This is a genomic window from Streptomyces sp. NBC_01433, from assembly GCF_026340105.1.
Taxonomy (GTDB): Bacteria; Actinomycetota; Actinomycetes; order Streptomycetales; family Streptomycetaceae; genus Streptomyces.
The window spans coordinates 1811547-1829603 of record NZ_JAPEPM010000001.1 but is presented as its reverse complement, the minus strand read 5'-3'; the positions used below and the strand labels follow the sequence as shown (position 1 = coordinate 1829603).

Below are 18057 nucleotides of genomic sequence, written 5' to 3'. Positions count from 1 at the left end.
ACGTCCGGGAACGTAAGTGCAGCGTTAGTCTCAGGTCAACGGTTCGAACGAAGAGGAAATAATCCGGACATGAAGCCAGCAGCCCCGAAGCCCGCCGAAGACCGCCGTGTCCGCCGCACCCGCCACGCGCTGCGCTCGGCACTCGTCGACCTCGTTCTGGACAAGGGGTTCCACGCGATCACGGTGGAGGAGATCGCCGAGCGCGCCGATGTCGCCCGTGCGACCTTCTACGCGCACTATCGCGACAAGGAGGACCTGCTCGTCGGTGTCGTCCGGGAGCTCGCCGAGGACAGGGATCGGCTGCTGCCCGCCATCGAGCAGGCTCAGGTGCAGGGTTTCACCGGCCTTCCGGTGCTCTACATCTTCCAGCACGCGGAGCAGGAGAAGCCCGTCTACCAGGTGATTCTCCGGGGTGAGGGCGACGGCCGGGCCCTGCGCGAGTTCATCGAGATCATCTGTGGCCGGGTCGAGCGCCTCTTCCGCGAGCGGGCCGCGCAGCTCGGCGTCACGCCGCGCGTCCCGTTCGACGTCATCGCGAGGGCGTGGACGGGTGAGCTGATCGGCGTGCTGACGTGGTGGGTGGAGAGCGACACCGGCTACAGCGCGGCCGAGGTCACGGGGTATCTGCGGGACCTGTCGGTGTACGGGCGGGTGTGGGCCTCGGGGCTGGCGCCCTCGGACGCCCCGGGAGCGCTGGACATCGCGCCCTAGCCGCGCCCCTCGTTCGCCTTACGTCCCGCGTCCCCTTCGCGTTCCGCGTGCGCCTCCAGGGTTCCCAGTTACCGGACACTCTGTATGGTAACTGTCGGTACTCTGAACCGACAGGAGCGAGCGCATGGCGCAGACGGCGGAAATGTCCTCCCTGGCAGACCTCACCTGGGCACGGGGGTTCACCGATCCGGCGTGGGTGCGCCGGTTCACCACGGCGGGCCGTGAGACGGTACCCAGCCGCAGTGTCTGGCGGGGCCGGAACCGGCCCCAGGAGCTTGTGACGGCCCGGCCCCGGGAGCTGCCGACGGCGGAGGGCGGGCACGGCCTCGACAGCCTCCCGATCACCGCTCCGGACGGCCGCGTCCTCACCCTCCGCGAGCTGTTCGACGCGGCGCAGACCGACGCCTTCCTCGTCCTGCACCGGGGGAAGGTTGTCCACGAGACCTATCTGCACGGCTGCGAGTCCCACATCCCGCACTTCAACGCCTCGGCGGCCAAGTCCTACATCGGCCTGCTGGCGGCGCTGCTGGAGCACCAGGGGCTGCTCGACCGGACGACGCGCGTCTCCACGTACGTCCCCGAGCTGTCCGGCACCGCCTTCGGTGAGGCCGACGTCGACCATCTGCTCCACATGGGCACGTGGATGAGCTACGCGGGCCGCCCGTACGACAAGGCACTGGAGGCCCAGCGGTACGCCGCCATCCTGGCCCCCCGGCTCCGCCCGTACGGCTACACGGGGCCGGCGAGCATCCGCGAACACCTCGCCACCGCACGGGCGACCGCCGCCCCCGGCACCGGCTTCCGCTACGAGAACGGCAATGTCGAGGCGCTTGCCGAGGTCCTGCGCCGGATCACCGGAACCACCACGTCCGAGCTCCTGTCCGAACTCCTGTGGTCCCGCATCGGGGCGGAGGAGGACGCGTACTACGTCCTCGACTCCGAGGGTGCCGAGTCGGCCTGCGGCGGTTTCAGCGCGACCGCACGCGATGTGGCCCGGCTCGGCGAGATGCTCCGCTGCGGGGGTGCTGTCGGCGGCCTCCAGGTGGTGCCGGAATCCGTCGCCGCCGCCATCGCCACCGGGGTCCCCGACGGCTACCCCCGGCGCGTCCACTTCCCCGGTGCCCCCGAGACGACGCCCGCCACCCTCTCGTACCACGACCTGTGGTGGATCCCGAACGACCCGTACGGCTCCTTCATGGCCAGCGGCATCCATGGTCAGCGACTGTTCGTCTCGCCCGGACTCGACCTGGTCGTCACCCACTTCGCCTCGCAGGTCATGTCACCGGCGGTGCCCCCGGCCCCGCTGGTCCAGGCGTTCCTCCGGATCGGCGCGCACCTCAACGGCTGACGGGCGCCCGGCGGAGCCCGAAGGGCGGCCGGGGACGTAGGTGTCTCAGTGCCGCCCGGCGATGCGGTCCGCCACCTTGGCGATCGGGTCGGTGCCCGGTCGCGGTGAGGTGGCCTCGCGCCGGTCGGCGGCGCGGTAGGCGGCGTACATGCTGTGCACGCCCAGCCAGCGCAGCGGTTCGGGCTCCCAGCGGCGCACCTTGTGGTTGACCCAGGGCAGGGCGGTCAGTTCGGTGGGGCCCGCCTGGCCGGAGTCCTGCTGGATCAGGTCGCGCAGGGTGCGGGCGGCGAGGTTGGCGGTGGCGACGCCGGAGCCGACGTAGCCGCCCGCCCAGCCGAGACCGGTGGAGCGGTCCAGGGAGACGGTGGCGCACCAGTCGCGGGGCACGCCGAGGACGCCGGACCAGGTGTGGTCGACGCGGGCGCCCGCCGTGGTGGGGAAGAGCCGGACCAGGAGGTCGCGGAGGGCCTCGACGGTGGCGGGCCGGGTGCGGCCGTCGCCGGCCCGCGCGGCGGCCGAGGCGTAGCGGTAGGGGACGCCGCGGCCGCCCAGGGCGATCCGGTCGTCGGCGGTGCGCTGGGCGTAGACGTAGGCGTGCGCCATGTCGCCCAGCGTTTCGCGGCCGTCCCAGCCGATGGTGTCCCAGACGGACCGGGGGAGCGGTTCGGTCGCGATCATCGAGGAGTTCATCGGGAGCCAGGTGCGCTTGTGGCCCTTGAGGTTCGCGGTGAAGCCCTCGGTGCAGCGCAGGATGTAGGGGGCGCGGACCGTGCCGTACGGGGTGACGGCGTGTTTGGGCTTGATCTCGGTGACGGGGGTGGACTCGTGGAGGGTGACGCCGAGGGCTTCCACGGTGTCGGCGAGGCCCTTGACCAGTTTGACCGGGTGCAGCCGTGCGCCGTGCGGGGTCCAGGTGGAGCCGATGGCTCCGGTGACGTGGACGCGTTCGGCGGTCTCGCGGGCGCCGCGCAGGATCCGGTCGGTCTCGCCGAACGCGATCTCGACGGAGTGGAAGTCCTTGAGGCGGGCGAGCTGGGCCGGGGTGTGGGCCACTTCCAGGACGCCGCCCCGGTGGATGTCGGCGTCGATGTCCTCCTCGGCGGCGACGGCGATGACCTCGTCGACGGTGCTGTTCATCGCCTTCTGGAGCCGGACCGCCGCGTCGTGGCCGTGGAGTTTCGCGTACCGGTCGCGGCCCGCGATGCCGTTGTAGAGCCAGCCGCCGTTGCGCCCGGAGGCGCCGTACCCGCAGAACTTGGCTTCCAGCACGGTGATGTTGAGGAAGGGGACGGCCTTCTTGAGGTAGTACGCCGTCCAGAGCCCGGTGTAACCGCCGCCGACGATGCAGACGTCCGCGGTCGCGTCGCCCGGCAGGGGTTCGCGGGGAGTGGGGGTGCCCTCCTGCGCGTACCAGAACGATATGCCGCCGTTGACGGTACTGACGGTGTTCATGATGCCCCTGCTGTCCGATGTGCGCCGAGAGTGCGTGTGGCCGGACGTTACTGCGCCGCGGGGCGTTTCGTCTTGTGCCGGGCGCGGGAGGTACGTGAGCCCGGGGGGTGTCGGGTCAGCGGGTAGCAGGCGAGTCCGATCAGTACGGCGCTGAAGTGGCCCAGGTCGGTGAAGGAGCGGCCGGTGATGAGCGGGACGCCGTAGAAGACGAGGACGGCGAAGACGTACACGTACCGCCAGGGGCGGGGGATGCGGTAGGCGAGGACGGCGACCACGCCCGCGAGTGCGTAACTGACCCCGATGTCCAGGGTGTTGACGGAGGACTGCGGTGCCTGGCCGTGCCGGACCGCCCAGGCCAGGACGCCCTCGCTGATGAGTGTGGCGAGGACGTGGGCGGCGACGGCGACGGTGAGCCAGCGCAGGGTGCCGAGCCAGTGTTCGGCGCTGGCGTGGAAGACGGTGAACAGGACGGCGTACGGGAGCCATCGGCCGCCGTCGATCCACAGGGCGCTGGAGACGAGGACCCGGACCGGGTTCTGCGAGAGCTCGTGGATGTTGGTCGAGCGCTGGCGCAGGAAGTCCTCCTCGAAGTCCGGCGACATCCGGTGCATGAGGACGGTGGTGGCGAAGAGGATCGCCAGCCAGATGTACGTGCCGGGGGCGCCGGTGATCCAGTGGCGGAGGGCGGTGAGGGCAGCGCGGGTCATGCGGGCCGTGCGGGCCGTGGTGGCCCGGCTGTTGCCCGGACGGGTCTTCGGTCCGCTTTCCGGCGCGCTCTCCCGATGGCTCCCCGGGACGGGCGCCGGGATGTGCTCCGGCTCGTTCTCCGGCTCGTTCTCCGGCTGGTTTTGGGGCATAACCGATTGACGCACGGGCCTACGATCGGGAGCGTGATCGACATTCCGGATGCGCTGATCGAGACCCAGTCCAAGTACAACGGGGAGGCCGGGCGCGCGTTCATCGCCACCCTGCCGGGGCTGGCCGCCCGGTTCCTGGAGGAGTGGGGGCTGCGGCGGGACGGCGCGGCGATGTACGGCGTGACCGCGCTGGTGTTGCCGGTGGTGCGGGAGTCGGACGGGTGCCCGTCGGCCCTCAAACTCCAGCTGCTGGACGAGGAGTCGGTGGGTGAGCCGGTCGCGCTGCGGGTGTGGGGTGCGGCGGGGGCCGGGGCGGTGGGGCTGCTGGACCACGATCCGGTGACCGGCACGATGCTGCTGGAGCGGCTGGACGAACGCCGCCCGCTGTCGGCCGTGGCCGACGCGCGGGAGGCGGTGGGCGCCCTCGCCCAGGTGCTGGCCCGGCTGGTGGCCGTACCGGCCCCGGAAGGGCTGCGCGGGCTCGGGGACATCGCGGCGCGGATGCTGGACGCGGTGCCGGGCGCGGTCGGGTCGCTGGTGGAGGAGTCGGACCGGCGGCTGCTGGTGGACTGCGCGGCGGCGGTACGGGAGGTGGTGGGTGAGCCGGGCGACCGGCTGCTGCACTGGGACCTGCACTACGACAACATCCTGGCGGGCCGGGCGGAGGCGGGCCGGGCGCACGAGTGGCTGGCGCTGGACCCGAAGCCGCTGGCCGGGGACCCGGGCTTCGATCTGTTCCCGGCCCTGGGCGACCGGTTCGACGCGGCGGAAGTGGGGTGGCGGTTCGACGCGTTGACGGAGGCACTGGGCATGGACCGGGACCGGGGGCGGGCGCGGGCCTGGACGCTGGGCCGGGTGCTCCAGGACGGACTGTGGGACATCGAGGACGGGGAGGTACGGCTGACGGAGAGGCATGTGGAGATCGCCCGACAGCTGCTGGGGCGGGGGCTGTAGGGGCTCGGGGCAGGGGCAGGGGGTAGGGACGAGGGCTGTAGGGGTCCCCGGGCAGGGGCAGGAGTTGAGCGCGCGGGAGGCGTGTCTACGCTGCCTCCATGATTCGTACCGCTGCTCCCGACGATGTCCCGGTCATCCACGCCCTGGTGCGTGACCTGGCCGAATTCGAGAAGGCCCCGCACGAGGCGAACGCCACCGAAGAGCAGTTGCGCGAGGCGCTGTTCGGCGAACGGCCCGCCGCGTACGCACATGTCGCGGTGTCGGACGGGGACGGCGAGGTGGTCGGGTTCGCGCTGTGGTTCCTCAACTTCTCGACCTGGCGCGGGGTCCACGGCATCTACCTGGAGGACCTGTACGTGCGTCCGGAGCGGCGTGGCGGCGGCCACGGGAAGGCGCTGCTGACGGAGCTGGCGCGGATCTGCGCCGAGCGGGGATACGAACGCCTGGAGTGGTCGGTGCTGGACTGGAACGCCCCGTCCATCGCCTTCTACGAGTCGCTGGGCGCGCGGCCGCAGGACGGGTGGACGGTGTACCGGCTGACGGACGGGGCGCTGGCGGAGCTCGGAGGGAGCTGAGCGGGGCCTCACTCTTCTTGCGTCCGCGCTTTTCTTGAGTCCGTGCTTTCCCTGGTCTTCGCTCTCCCCGGTCTTCGCTTTTTCGCGTCCTACGGTTCCAGGACGACCTTGCCCATCGTGCCGCGGGTTTCCAGTGCGCGATGGGCCGCCGCCGCTTCGGCGAGCGGGTAGCGCTGGACGGCGGGCCGCAGCCGGCCGGCCGCGGCCTCGGCGAGGGCCAGGGTCTCCAGGGCGCGCAGCCCGCCGCCCTTCCGGATCATGGCGGGGCCGAGCACGTTCTCGGACGTGATGCCGCGCGTGGCGAGTTCCTCGGGGGTGAAGGAGAGCGGCTTTCCGTCGTGGAGGTCCTCGCCGGACCAGCCGAAGACGATGTGCGCTCCGCCTTCGCCGAGAAGGTCGACGGCGGCGCGGGCGGTGGCTCCGCCCACGGAGTCGTAGACGACGGTGGCGCGTCGGCCGATCGGGTCCAGGTGGCCCCGGACCGTGCGGGGCCAGTCGGGGAGCGTGTAGTCGACGGCGAGGTCGGCACCGTTGGCCTTGACCGCGGCGACCTTGGCGGGGCCGCCCGCGAGGCCGATGACGGTGGCTCCGGCGTTCTTGGCGTACTGCACCAGCAGCGTTCCGATGCCGCCCGCGGCGGCGGGGACGATGACGACGGAGTCGGGGCCCAGTTCGGTGAACCGGAGGATGCCCAGGGTCGTGCGGCCGGTGCCGATCATCGCGACGGCCTCGGCCTCGTCTAGCCCGGCCGGGATCTCGTGGAGCCGGTCGGCGTCGGCGACGGTGAGTTCGGCGTAACCGCCGGGGGCCATGCCGAGATGCGCGACGACGCGCTTGCCGAGCCAGCCGGGGTCGGTGCCCTCGCCGAGCGATTCGACGGTTCCGGCGACTTCCCGGCCGGGGATGGTGGGCAGTGCGGCCGGGGCCGGGTACGGGCCGGTCATGCCTTCGCGCAGAGCGGCGTCGAGGAGGTGCACGCCGGCCGCGGCCACGACGATCCGGACCTGGCCGGGGCCGGGCACAGGGTCCTCGGCCGGCTCGTGGGTGAGGTTTTCGGCGGGGCCGAAGGCGTGGAGGCGGACGGCGTACATGGTGGTCTCCCCGGGGTGGATGCGGTCGGTTGCCCCCAGCCTGTGACCTCAAGTGGCCTTGAGGTCAACCTCGGTACATCGGCTGGTTCACGGGTCTTATGCGGGCGGTGGGTGTCATGGGAGCCGTGGGCGTCATGGGCGGCATGCGCGTTATCGGTGTCATGTCCTCCTGAGGTCCACTCCGGTGTCCGTGCGCCGTTCGGTGGCCTTCAGTGCGAGCGTCGCCGCTTCGATGCCGCTGTTGAACGACACCTCGCTGAGGAGTCCCGGCGCTGCCACCTGGTCGCCCGCGAGGAAGACGCCGTCGCCCCGGATGATGGACGGGCGGTCCCGCCAGGTGGTGCCGGGGCGGTCGACCGCACCCGTACGCCCGGCGGCCAGGGCCTCGCGGCGCCAGGTGACGCGGTCGCGCCAGCCCGGGAAGCCGAGGTCGAGCAGCTGCTCGGCGCGGGCGACACCGTCCGCCCTCGGAGTGCCGGGAGCGATCGGGACATGGCCCTGCACGAGCTGTTCGCCGGCCGGGGCGAGGGTGCGGTCCTGGGCGCTGAACCGCTCGATCCAGCCCGGAGCGTCCAGGTCGGACACCACGAACGCGTCGCCCCGCCGGGTCCGTACCGCGAGGTCGATCAGCGCCGTACGGCCGCTGTCCCAGGTCAGGGCGGGATCGTCGAGCAGGGTACGGGCGGCGTCCAGGGAGGTCGCGACGACGACGGGGCCGGTCCGTGCCAGGGCGGCGAGGGCGGGGGCGTCGACACGGGCGGTGGTCTCGACGCGTACGCCGAGGTTCCGGGCGCGGGCGGCCATCCGGTCGATGACCTGGGCCCAGCCGCCGACCGGGTAGCGCGCCTCGGGCGGGAGCGTGGCTGCGCGCCGGAAGCGTTCCTGGACGAAGGCGGCGGAGAGCGAACCGGGGTCGTGGTGGAAGAGGGCCACGCCCATGTAGTGCGCCGCCGCGCGGGCCCCTGCCTCGCCGACCTGACCGGTGGCCCAGCCGAGGTAGTCCGCGTCGACGGGGGCGTGCCGGGCGCTGCGGCGGGCGAGCCGGAGCATGGCGAGGGGCGGGATCCTGCGGGAGACGCCGTCGCGGCGGAAGCGGAAGCGGGCGCCTTCGAGGGGCGGTACGGCGGCGACGGGCCCGAGGAGACCGCGTTGGGCGAGCCAGGTCCAGTGGGGCCCGCCGTTGTACAGGGCGTGCGGCCCCTCGTTGGTGCGGTACGGGCCTTCGGCGGTCCTGGCCCGGCCGCCGAGGGTGTGGTGGGCCTCGTGGAGGGTGACCTGTGCGCCGGATTCGGCGGCGGTGACCGCGGCGGTGAGTCCGGCGAAGCCGCCGCCGATGACGTGGATGCGCTGCATGGCTGGGTTTCTCCCTTGGCTGTGGGCGCTTCTGCGTACGTGACGGTCGGGCGGCGGTGGTTTGTGACATCGGGGCGGGGCGTTGTCAGTGGGGTGCGTCACGATGGGGGCATGGCAGGAAGCGCGGGCAGGACCAGAGGCAAGAAGGACACCGTGGCGGCGGCGCGGCGTCCGGAGGTGCGGCTGCCGCCGCTCGTTCCGTACGAGGGGGCGGAGCTGGAGCCGGACGGGGACTACGACGGTGTGCGGTTCGACGCGGTGGACCTCGCGGACCAGTCGGGTCCGGGCGCCCGCTTCATGGACTGCGCGCTGGAGGGCTGCGCCCTGGACCGTACGGAGCTGATCAGGGCCCGCTTCATCGATTCGGTGCTCACGGGGGTACGGGGGGTGGGCACCGATCTCGCGGGGGCGTCGCTGCGTGACGTGGAGATCGTGGACGCGCGGCTGGGCGGGGTGCAGCTGCACGGCGCGGTGCTGGAGCGGGTGGTGGTGCGCGGCGGGAAGATCGACTACCTGAATCTGCGGAAGGCCCGGCTGAAGGACGTCGTGTTCGAGGGCTGTGTGCTGTCCGAGCCGGACTTCGGCGACGCGCAGCTGGTGCGGGTGGAGTTCCGGGACTGTGTGCTGAAGCGGGCCGACTTCAGCGCGGCGCGGATGGAGTCGGTGGACCTGCGGGCGGTCGCCGAGCTGGACATCGCCCGGGGGGTGGAGCGGCTGGCGGGTGCGGTGATCAGCCCGGTCCAGCTGATGGAGCTGGCACCGGCGTTCGCGGCGCAGATCGGAGTGCGGGTGGAGGCGTGATCCGGGCGCGGGGCGCCGGGGCGCGTGATTCCGCCGCGTGCCGCGGGGGCGCTCGGGTGGCCGGATCCGGGGCGGGGGCCGGGGGCACGGGGCCGGTCACATACGGGGGAAGCGGGCCTGGAGGTCCCAGATCACGGGGTTCTCGGTGAGGCCGTCGTGCATGTCGGCCAGATCGGCGATCAGGTCGTGCAGGAAGTCGCGGGCCTCACGGCGCAGGAGGGAGTGGCTGAAGGTGAGCGGGGGCTCGTCGCCGGGCATCCAGTCGGCCTCGACGTCGACCCAGCCGAAGCGCCGCTCGAACATCATCCGGTCCGTGGACTCGGTGAAGTCCAGCTCGGCGTACTGCTGCCGGTGCGAGCGGTTGCCCCGGGGGTCCTGGTCGATCTGCTCGACGATGTCGCACAGCGCCCAGGCGAAGTCGAGCACCGGAACCCATCCCCAGGCTGTGGATACTTCGCGGTCCGCCTTGGTGTCCGCGAGGTAGACGTCCCCGGAGAACAGGTCGTGCCGCAGGGCATGGACGTCCGCACGGCGGTAGTCGGTCTGCGGGGGATCCGGGAAGCGCCGGGAGAGGGAGTAGCCGATGTCGAGCACGAGTCGATGGTGTCATGCCCGGTGACGGGGGGCCGACACGATCGGGTGAGTGGTGGGTGCCCCGCCTGACGCGGCCGTCGCTTACGGCCGTCGCCCACGGCCGTCGCTTACGGCCGTCGCCCACGGCCCGTCGTCGGCGCGTACTGCCATCGCCTACGGCAGCAGGCGCTGTTCCTTCGCCACGGCGACGGCGCCCGCCCGTGTGTCGACGCCGAGCTTGTCGTAGATCCGGCCCAGGTGGGTCTTGACCGTGGCCTCGCTGATGAACAGGGCGCGGGCGATGTCCCGGTTGCCGAGTCCCCGCGACAGCTGCCCCAGGATGTCGAGTTCGCGTTCGGTGAGGGTGGGCAGCGGATTGCGCATCCGGGCCATGACCCGGCTGGCCACCGGTGCGGAGAGCGTCGTACGGCCCTGGGCCGCCGAGTGGATCGCGGCGAACAGTTCCTCCGGGCGTTCGGCCTTCAGCAGGTAGCCGGTGGCTCCCGCCTCGATCGCGCGGGTGATGTCCGCGTCCGTGTCGTACGTCGTGAGCACCAGCACATGAACGGTTCCGCTTCCGGCCGCGGTGATCCGGCGGGTGGCCTCGACGCCGTCGATGCCCTCGCCCAGCTGGAGGTCCATCAGCACGACGTCCGGAGCGAGCCGGGCGGCCAGGGCCACCGCCTCCTCGCCACTGCCCGCCTCGCCGACGACCTCGATGTCCGGTTCGCTGCCGAGCAGGGCGAGCAGCCCGGCGCGTACGACGGCGTGGTCGTCGCAGAGCAGGATGCGGACGGTCGCGGCGGTAGCGGTCATGCGGATTCCTCCGGGAGGTTCTGCGGGACGTTCCGCGGAACGGGGGGCGGTGCAGGGGGCGGCACGGGGGTGAGCGGGACCACCGCCGAGAGCACCGTTCCCTCGCCCGGTGCGGACTCGATCGTCAGTGTTCCGCCGAGCTGGCGCACCCGGGCCCGCATCGCGGGCAGCCCGTGGCCGCGTACGCCGCCCGCCGGGCGGGGCTCCGGTGCCGAGGGGCTGAAGCCCCGGCCGTTGTCGGCGATGTCGAGGACCACCCGGTCGTCCAGGTGCGTCAGGGTCAGTCCGGCGGCCGTCGCGTCCGCGTGCTCGCGTACGTTCGCCAGGGCGCCCTGGGCGATCCGCAGCAGCGCCGACTGCACCCGGTCGGGCAGAGGGGTGTGCGCGGTCCCCTCCACATGGCAGCGGACGGCGACCGCGCCCTGTGTCTGGGCCGTCTCGCGGGCCGCGAGTGCGTGCAGCGCCGCCTCCAGACCGCCGCCCTCCGCCAGATCGGCCGGGGCCAGATCGTGGACGAAGCGGCGGGCCTCGGCGAGGTTGCGCTCCGCGATACCGGTCGCCGTCCGGACATGGCGGCGGGCGGCGGCCGGGTCGTTCTCCCAGGTGCGGTCGGCGGCCTGGAGCAGCATCTGCTGGCTGGAGAGGCCCTGCGCGAGGGAGTCGTGGATCTCCATGGAGAGCCGCTGGCGTTCGGCGAGGGTGCCTTCGCGGCGTTCGGTGGCGGCCAGTTCGCGCCGCGTACGCAGCAGGTCGTCGATCAGCTCGCGCTGCCGTGCGGCCAGTTCGCGCTGGCGTACCGCCTGACGCCGCATATGGACGAAGACGGCGGTCGCCACGGCCGCGACGGCGGGCGGGGCGAGCACCAGATTCGGGTCGAACCCGGTGGCCAGCCGCAGTTGTGCGGCGACGACGAACGCGGTCAGCAGCGCGACGAGGGCGAGTGCGGCGCGCGGCGGCAGTATCCGCAGCCCCGTGTAGAACAGCGGCACCGCACACCACGCGAAGCTCGGCGCGAGGACGACCAGCACCATCCACACGACGACGAGAATCCCGAGCCAGGTCAGCCTGCGGGGCGTCGGCCGTGAACCGAGCACCGGCCCCACCAGGTAGAGCGTGGCGAGGACGACCGACAGCGCGATGATCCACGGGGTGCGGTCCTCGCCCGGGTGCCGCATCAGGAACCGCGTGAGCGAGGCACCGAGCAGCAGGAAGAACGCGGCGTGCATGAGAAGCGCCAACCATCGTGCGTCGGGGTCGGCGGCGGTCAGGTCGGGGTCTGCGCCCGAGGGACGGCCGGGGTCTGCGCCCGGGGGACGGCCGGGGTCTGCGCCCGGAGGACGGCTGAGGTCTGCGCCCGGGGCACGGTCGGGGTGCGGCGGCTCGCTGCGGTGCTGCACCTCGTACCTCGCACTCCCCGTCGACGATCCGGTGGACGACCCGCTGCCGCCTGCCGCTGACTGTTGCCGTCTGCCGCTGAACACCGCGGCTGACCGCTGCTGACCTGCGCAGACCTCTCCATGGTGGCCCGAACCGACCACCCCCGCATCAACCGATCGGCCGATGGGGCCGTCAGCCGACCTGCGCGGCTCCTCCAGCCGGTACGCCGACCGTACGGGCCCGGATCCGGCCGGAGGATCGATAGCAGAGCGAAACAGCGGAACAGCGATACACCGGCCGGCCCGCTCGCCCACCAGAGCCACCGGTCACCAGAGCCACCCCGCCCTCGTCACCAGAGCCACCAGGAGCCCACCATGAAGAAGATGTCGCTGCGCACCCGCGTCCTGACCGGAGCCGTTGCCGCCGCCGCCCTCGGTGCCGGAACCTTCGGCGCGATGTCCGCGAACGCCTCCACCCCGGCCGCCGCCCCCGCCGCCGCCGTCAAGGCGGACGCCGCCGACCGGAACCTCCAGCAGAGCACCCACCTGACCGTGGCCGCCGCGACCAAGGCCGCGCAGGCCACCCTGGACGCCGCGAAGAAGGAGAACCAGCGCGTCTCCGTCGCCGTGGTCGACCGCAACGGCAACACCATCGTGACCCTGCGCGGCGACGGCGCGGGCCCGCAGTCCCCCGAGTCGGCCGTGCGGAAGGCGTACACCGCCGTCTCCTGGAACGCGCCCACCTCCGAGCTGGTCAAGCGCCTGGGGCAGACCCCGAACCTGAAGGACATCCCCGGCACCCTGTTCCTCGCGGGCGGCGCCCCGGCGCAGGTCAAGGGAGCCCCGGTGGCGGGCATCGGCGTGGCCGGCGCCCCCAGCGGCGACCTCGACGAGAAGTTCGCCGCGGCGGGCGTCGCCGCCCTCGCCAGGTAACCGCCCGCTACGGTGACCGACCGCCGCCGCGACCGCCCCGTCGCGGCGGCAACCCCACCGCCCCACGTACGGAGAAACGCATGAACGCCCTCGATCACGACCTGCTCACCGCCGCGCGCACCGGCGACACCGCCGGAGTGCGGACCGCGATCGAGGGCGGCGCGCGCGTCGACGCCCGCGACGAGGAACTGCGCACCCCGCTGCTCCTCGCCGTCCACGGCGACCATGTCGGGGCGGCCCGGCTGCTGGTGACGGCGGGCGCCGACCCGGATGCCCAGGACCGGCGCGAGGACAGCCCCTGGCTCGCCACCGGAGTCACCGGAAGCGTCGCGATGCTGCACGTCCTGCTTCCGGCCGGTCCGGATCTGACGCTCCGCAACCGGTTCGGCGGCATCTCGCTCATCCCCGCCGCCGAGCGCGGCCATGTCGCGTACGTACGGGAGGTGCTCCGGGTCACGGACATCGACGTCGACCACGTCAACCGGCTCGGCTGGACCGCCCTGCTGGAAGCCGTGATCCTCGGCGACGGCGGCCGGGCGCACCAGGAGATCGTGGAGGTGCTGCTGGCGGCCGGTGCGACGCCCGGTCTGCCGGACGGCGACGGGGTCACGGCCCTGGCCCACGCCGAACGGCGCGGCTTCGCGGAGATCGTGGCACTGCTCCGGGACGACCGATGACACCGCCCGGACGCCGGACCGGCGCACGCCGGGCGGTACTGAGGGCCAGTACCGCACGCCGGGCGATAGTGGCCCTCGCCGCGGCCGCCGTACTCGCCGGGTGCGCGAGGGACACCGCGACGGACACCGCGACGGGCGTGGCCGGTCCGGCGACGGACGACACCGTCCCGCGCGCTTCGGACGAGCCCCGCACCGCACCCAGCGGCCCGGCGGACCCGGGCCCCGCCGCCAGGACGCCCCGGGGCACCCTCCTCGTCGCCGACTTCGGCAGCGACACCGTGACCTTCGTCGACCCGGGCCCCGGCGAGGGCCGCGGCCCCATCGCCACGGTGGAGGCGGGCACCGCTCCGTACGGGCTCGTCGTCGGCAAGGACGGGCGGGCCTGGGTGGCGACCGCGGAAGGGGTCGCCGTCATCGACACCGCGACCCGGACCCGGCTGGCACTCGTCCCGTACGAGACGGAGAGCGGCCCGGTCACGACCGGCGAGTACCGGGGCGGCGGGATGGGCATCGCCCTCGCCCCCGACGGCAGGCACGTCTACGTCGGCGTCAACGTCCCCGGCGGCAACGGAACGCTGGAGGTCATCGACACCGCGACCCGTGAGGTGACCGGCACCGTCCCCGTCGGCCGCCGCCCGTTCGACGTGGATGTCTCGCCCGACGGCGGTGAGGTGTACGCCACCGGCCACGACTCCTTCGACGTGACGGCGGTGGACACGAAGACGCTGGAACCGCGGCGGATGGAAGTAGCCCCGTACGGCACCGAGGGCGGTCTCGGCTCCTGGCTGAAGCCGCACTACGCCGTCGTACGCCCGGCGGACGGAAAGCTGCTCCTGCCGTTCGAGGGCGAACGGCTCGCGGTCCTGGATCCGCGCACCGGAAAGGTGGCGATCGAGAGGATGACCGCCGACACGCACCAGCACGGAGCGGCCCTCGCCCCCGACGGCACCCTCCTCGTCGTCGGCACCGGCCCGATCGCCGCGGACGACGAGGACCCCTCCCTCACCGTCCGCAGCCCGGACGGCAAGGAGCGGTCCGTGCCCCTGGAGGGCCCGCACGAGGACGTGACGGTGTCCAAGGACGGCCGTACGGCGTACGTCACGGGGGGCTTCACCCGCGACGGCTACTGGAACGGCATCACCGCCGTCGACCTCCACGACGACGGGGACGGGTACGGCGCACCGGTCCGGATCGACGCGGGCGAACGTCCCCTGGGCATAGCCGTCCTCTGATCACCCTGCCGACTCCGACATTCCGCACATAGGATCATCGGTGTGGAGCAACAAACCCCGATACGGCGAACCCCGATACGGCGAGCCCCGACAGGGCACACCCGGATACGGCGCACGACGCCCGCGGCCGCCCTGCTGCTCGCGCTCGCCGTTCTCGGCTCCGTCTCCGCCTGCACGGGCGGGGTGACGGGCACACCCGGTGCCGCCGGGCTGCGCGACCCGTACTTCCCCAAGCTCGGCAACGGCGGTTACGACGTCACGCACTACGGCCTGACCCTCGACGTCGACCCCACCGCGCACCGGCTGCGGGGCACGGCGGAGATCACCGCCCGCGCCACCCAGGACCTCAGCGCCTTCCACCTGGACCTCGCCGGGCTCGACGTCGAGAGCGCCACCGTCGAGGGCCGCCCGGCCGCCGTCAACCGGGCGGGCAAGGAACTGACGCTGCGCCCGGACGCGGATGTCGAGGACCGGCTGCGCGAGGGCCGGACGTTCCGTACGGTCGTCCGCTACTCCGGCTCCCCGCAGACCATCACCGACGCCGACGAGTCGGAGGAGGGCTGGCTGCGGACCGCGGACGGCTCGCTGGCCCTCGGCGAACCGACCGGCTCCATGGCCTGGTTCCCCGGCAACCACCACCCGAGCGACAAGGCCACGTACGACGTCGAGGTCACCGTGCCGAAGGGGCTGACGGCCGTCTCCAACGGAGAACTGGCCGCCCGCCGTACGACAGGCGATCGCACCACGTACAGCTGGCACACGCCGGAACCCATGGCGAGCTACCTCGCCACCGTCGCCATCGGGAAGTTCGAGACGAAGGAGTCGGTCACCCCGGACGGCATCGAGGTGTTCACGGCCGTGGACCCGGAGGTGGCGAAGGCGAGTGCCCCTGCGCTCGGCCGGCTCCCGGAGGTCATGGAGTGGGCGGCGAAGAACTTCGGCCCGTACCCCTTCACCTCCACCGGCGTGATCATCGACCGCGAGGACGATGCCGGGTACGCACTGGAGACCCAGAACCGGCCGTTCTTCCCTGGCCCGCCCGACACCGGGCTCCTCGTCCACGAGCTGGCCCACCAGTGGTTCGGGAACTCCGTCACGCCCGCGACCTGGCAGGACATGTGGCTGAACGAGGGGTTCGCGACGTACGCGGGGTGGCTCTGGAGCGAGGACTTCGAGGACACCCCGGCCCAGGACAGCTTCGACGAGGCGTTCGACGACGACGAGAACTGGGCCTTCCCGCCGGCCGAACCGCCGTCGGCCGCCGACATCTCCGAGCAGCCGGTGTACGGGCGCGGGGCGATGGTCATCCATGAGATCCGGCTGGCCATGGACGACGACGAGGCGTTCTTCGACCTGGTCGCCGGATGGCCGAAGGCGCACCGGCACGGCAACGCGTCGACCGAGGACTTCGTCGCGTACGTGGAGAAGGAGAGCGGGCAGGACCTGACGGAGCTGTGGGACACCTGGCTGTACGGCGAGAGCCGGCCGCCCGAGGGCTGACCGGCTCCCACCACACGTCACCGCACTCACCAGCTGCGGAACAGCGGTTGACTACTTCACCGCACTACCGCACTACCGCACTGATTCACTTCACGTTGACGCCGGTCCAGGCGTCGCCCACGGCCTTGAGCTCGGCGCTGTCCGCGCCGAACAGGTCGGTCGCCGCCTTCTCGGTCGCGACGCGCGCGGCCGCGTAGTCGGTGGAGGACGTCATGTAGACGGAGAGGGCCTTGTACCAGATCTGGTAGGCCTTCTCGCGCCCGATGCCGGTGACCGTCGAGCCGTCGGAGGTCGGGGAGTCGTAGTCGACCCCGTTGATGGTCTTGGCGCCGCTGCCCTCGGACAGCAGGTAGAAGAAGTGGTTCGCGACGCCGGACGAGTAGTGCACGTCCAGGTCGCCGACGCTGGAGTCCCAGTAGTCCGCCGAGCCGCCGTCCTTGCTGGGCTTGTCCATGTAGCGCAGCGGGGTGCCGTCGCCGTTGATGTCGATCTTCTCGCCGATGAGGTAGTCCCCGACGTCCGTGGTGTTGTCCGCGAAGAACTCCACCGAGGTGCCGAGGATGTCGCTGGTCGCCTCGTTGAGGCCGCCGGACTCACCGACGTAGTCCAGGTTGGCGGTGGCCGCGGTCAGACCGTGGCTCATCTCGTGACCGGCGACGTCGAGGGCGGTGAGGGCGCTCTTGTTGTCGGCCCCGTCGCCGTACGTCATGCAGAAGCAGCTGTCGTCCCAGAACGCGTTGACGTACGCGTCGCCGTAGTGGACGCGGGAGTACGCGGCCTTGCCGTCGCCCGCGATGCCGTCGCGGCCGAGCGCGGACTTGTAGAAGTCCCAGGTCTTCGCGGCGCCGTAGTGGGCGTCGACCGCGGCGGTCTGACGGTCGTTGCCGGTGCCGTCGCCCCAGGTGTCGTCGTCGTCGGTGACGAGGTCGCCGGTGCCGTCCTCGCCCTGGTTGAGGTCGTACGTCTTGTGGCCGCCGCGGTCGCCGTCGGTCAGCTCGAAGCCGGAGCCGCCCGGCGTCGTGCTCAGCTCGACCTTTCCGCTGTACTGGCTGTTGCCGGCGCCGGTCTCGATGGCCTCGAAGGAGTGCAGCTTCTTGCCGGTGAGGGCGTCCGTGATGATGTGCAGCTTGCTGGGCGTGCCGTCCTTCTGCACGCCGGTCTTCACGGTCTCGAACGCGAGGACGGGCTTGCCGCTGCCCGCGAAGATCACCTTGCGCGCGGCGGCGGCGCTCTTCACCTTCGGCGTGGTCGACGGCACCGATATCGGGGCCTTGGTCGCCTTGTCGACGCCCTTGAGCTTGCCGTTGCTCGCGATGTGGGTGACGAGGTCGCCGCCGAGGACCGGCAGTCCGGCGTAGGTGCGCTCGTAGCGGGTGTGCACCGTGCCACTGGCGTCCTTGATCACATCACGGACGATCAGTTTCTCCTGGCTGCCGAGCCCGAGGGAGTCGGCCGCCGAAGCCGCGCCCGCCTGGGCGGACTTGATGGCCGTGCCGCGCTGCGACGCGGTGTTCACACCGAGCGCGGAGGCGGAGGCCGTACGGGACGAGGAGTCGCCGTTGTCCGCGGTCTTGGGGGCGGCGCCGGCCGAACCGGCCTGCACGCCCGCGACCACCATGGCGGCCACTGCTGCCAGGGTCGCGGCACGACGGGTGTTCATGTGGAGGGTCATCAGAGTTCTCCGTTGGTCGTCCTGTGGGGGGACTACGAGCGGAGAGCGTGCCACCGAATGACCGTCTTTGACGGTGTGCCGACAATTGCCTCACAAGTTTTTGACCAGTTCTTGTCCGACTGGGGTCCATGTGTGT

Annotated in this window: 17 protein-coding genes; 9 read left to right on the top strand and 8 right to left on the bottom strand. The window is 72.2% G+C overall.

The window, feature by feature from the left end; translation table 11 throughout:
• Window positions 1-69: 69 nt before the first annotated feature.
• Both OG413_RS08190 and OG413_RS08185 read left to right on the top strand, forming a co-directional pair.
• Entirely contained in the window at window positions 70-711 is a 642-nt protein-coding gene (locus tag OG413_RS08190) for a TetR/AcrR family transcriptional regulator (protein ID WP_266803889.1), read from the top strand.
• 124 nt (window positions 712-835) lie between these two features.
• Complete coding sequence (locus OG413_RS08185) at window positions 836-2059, top strand: serine hydrolase (protein ID WP_266803887.1); 1224 nt, start codon at window positions 836-838, stop codon at window positions 2057-2059.
• Window positions 2060-2104: 45 nt separating this feature from the next.
• On the opposite strand, the gene OG413_RS08180 is transcribed toward OG413_RS08185, so the two are convergent.
• Together OG413_RS08180 and OG413_RS08175 are read right to left on the bottom strand one after the other, a co-directional pair.
• Entirely contained in the window at window positions 2105-3511 is a 1407-nt protein-coding gene (locus tag OG413_RS08180) for an FAD-binding oxidoreductase (protein ID WP_266803885.1), read from the bottom strand.
• Between the two features lie 47 nt (window positions 3512-3558).
• Entirely contained in the window at window positions 3559-4218 is a 660-nt protein-coding gene (locus OG413_RS08175; RefSeq protein ID WP_266809986.1) for a rhomboid-like protein, read from the bottom strand.
• Window positions 4219-4401: 183 nt separating this feature from the next.
• Here OG413_RS08175 and OG413_RS08170 point away from each other — a divergent pair, with 183 nt between their 5' ends.
• Together OG413_RS08170 and OG413_RS08165 are read left to right on the top strand one after the other, a co-directional pair.
• On the top strand, window positions 4402-5322 hold the full coding sequence (locus OG413_RS08170; RefSeq protein ID WP_266803883.1) for an aminoglycoside phosphotransferase family protein: 921 nt from the start codon (window positions 4402-4404) through the stop codon (window positions 5320-5322).
• A gap of 98 nt (window positions 5323-5420) precedes the next feature.
• Complete coding sequence (locus tag OG413_RS08165) at window positions 5421-5897, top strand: GNAT family N-acetyltransferase (protein ID WP_266803881.1); 477 nt, start codon at window positions 5421-5423, stop codon at window positions 5895-5897.
• Window positions 5898-5986: 89 nt separating this feature from the next.
• On the opposite strand, the gene OG413_RS08160 is transcribed toward OG413_RS08165, so the two are convergent.
• Both OG413_RS08160 and OG413_RS08155 read right to left on the bottom strand, forming a co-directional pair.
• Window positions 5987-6988, bottom strand: coding sequence for a zinc-binding dehydrogenase (locus OG413_RS08160; protein ID WP_266803880.1), 1002 nt, complete (start codon window positions 6986-6988; stop codon window positions 5987-5989).
• 159 nt (window positions 6989-7147) lie between these two features.
• Complete coding sequence (locus OG413_RS08155) at window positions 7148-8341, bottom strand: NAD(P)-binding protein (protein WP_266803878.1); 1194 nt, start codon at window positions 8339-8341, stop codon at window positions 7148-7150.
• Window positions 8342-8452: 111 nt separating this feature from the next.
• On the opposite strand from OG413_RS08155, the gene OG413_RS08150 reads away from it, so the two are divergent.
• Window positions 8453-9142 (top strand): pentapeptide repeat-containing protein, encoded by a 690-nt coding sequence (locus OG413_RS08150; RefSeq protein WP_266803877.1) that lies wholly within the window; start codon window positions 8453-8455, stop codon window positions 9140-9142.
• Window positions 9143-9238: 96 nt separating this feature from the next.
• On the opposite strand, the gene OG413_RS08145 is transcribed toward OG413_RS08150, so the two are convergent.
• The 3 genes from OG413_RS08145 to OG413_RS08135 all read right to left on the bottom strand — a co-directional run bounded on the left by OG413_RS08145 (window position 9239) and on the right by OG413_RS08135 (window position 11799).
• Complete coding sequence (locus OG413_RS08145) at window positions 9239-9736, bottom strand: hypothetical protein (RefSeq protein WP_073718696.1); 498 nt, start codon at window positions 9734-9736, stop codon at window positions 9239-9241.
• A 153-nt stretch (window positions 9737-9889) separates the two neighbouring features.
• Complete coding sequence (locus OG413_RS08140; protein ID WP_266803876.1) at window positions 9890-10531, bottom strand: response regulator transcription factor; 642 nt, start codon at window positions 10529-10531, stop codon at window positions 9890-9892.
• Window positions 10528-11799, bottom strand: coding sequence for a sensor histidine kinase (locus tag OG413_RS08135; RefSeq protein ID WP_266809985.1), 1272 nt, complete (start codon window positions 11797-11799; stop codon window positions 10528-10530). Before OG413_RS08135 ends, OG413_RS08140 begins: the two co-directional genes overlap by 4 nt.
• Before the next feature lie 483 nt (window positions 11800-12282).
• Here OG413_RS08135 and OG413_RS08130 point away from each other — a divergent pair, with 483 nt between their 5' ends.
• From OG413_RS08130 to OG413_RS08115, 4 genes are all read left to right on the top strand, one after another.
• Window positions 12283-12840 carry a heme-binding protein gene (locus tag OG413_RS08130; protein WP_266803874.1) on the top strand — a complete coding sequence of 186 codons (558 nt, stop codon included), beginning with the start codon at window positions 12283-12285 and terminating at the stop codon, window positions 12838-12840.
• An 80-nt stretch (window positions 12841-12920) separates the two neighbouring features.
• Window positions 12921-13517, top strand: coding sequence for an ankyrin repeat domain-containing protein (locus tag OG413_RS08125; RefSeq protein WP_266803872.1), 597 nt, complete (start codon window positions 12921-12923; stop codon window positions 13515-13517).
• Window positions 13514-14749 (top strand): YncE family protein, encoded by a 1236-nt coding sequence (locus OG413_RS08120; protein WP_266803870.1) that lies wholly within the window; start codon window positions 13514-13516, stop codon window positions 14747-14749. Before OG413_RS08125 ends, OG413_RS08120 begins: the two co-directional genes overlap by 4 nt.
• A 105-nt stretch (window positions 14750-14854) precedes the next feature.
• The gene (locus tag OG413_RS08115) at window positions 14855-16249 is read left to right on the top strand and encodes a M1 family metallopeptidase (RefSeq protein WP_266809983.1); all 1395 of its coding nucleotides are present in this window, start codon (window positions 14855-14857) and stop codon (window positions 16247-16249) included.
• A gap of 85 nt (window positions 16250-16334) precedes the next feature.
• On the opposite strand, the gene OG413_RS08110 is transcribed toward OG413_RS08115, so the two are convergent.
• The gene (locus tag OG413_RS08110) at window positions 16335-17921 is read right to left on the bottom strand and encodes a M4 family metallopeptidase (RefSeq protein ID WP_266803868.1); all 1587 of its coding nucleotides are present in this window, start codon (window positions 17919-17921) and stop codon (window positions 16335-16337) included.
• Between the last annotated feature and the right edge of the window lie 136 nt (window positions 17922-18057).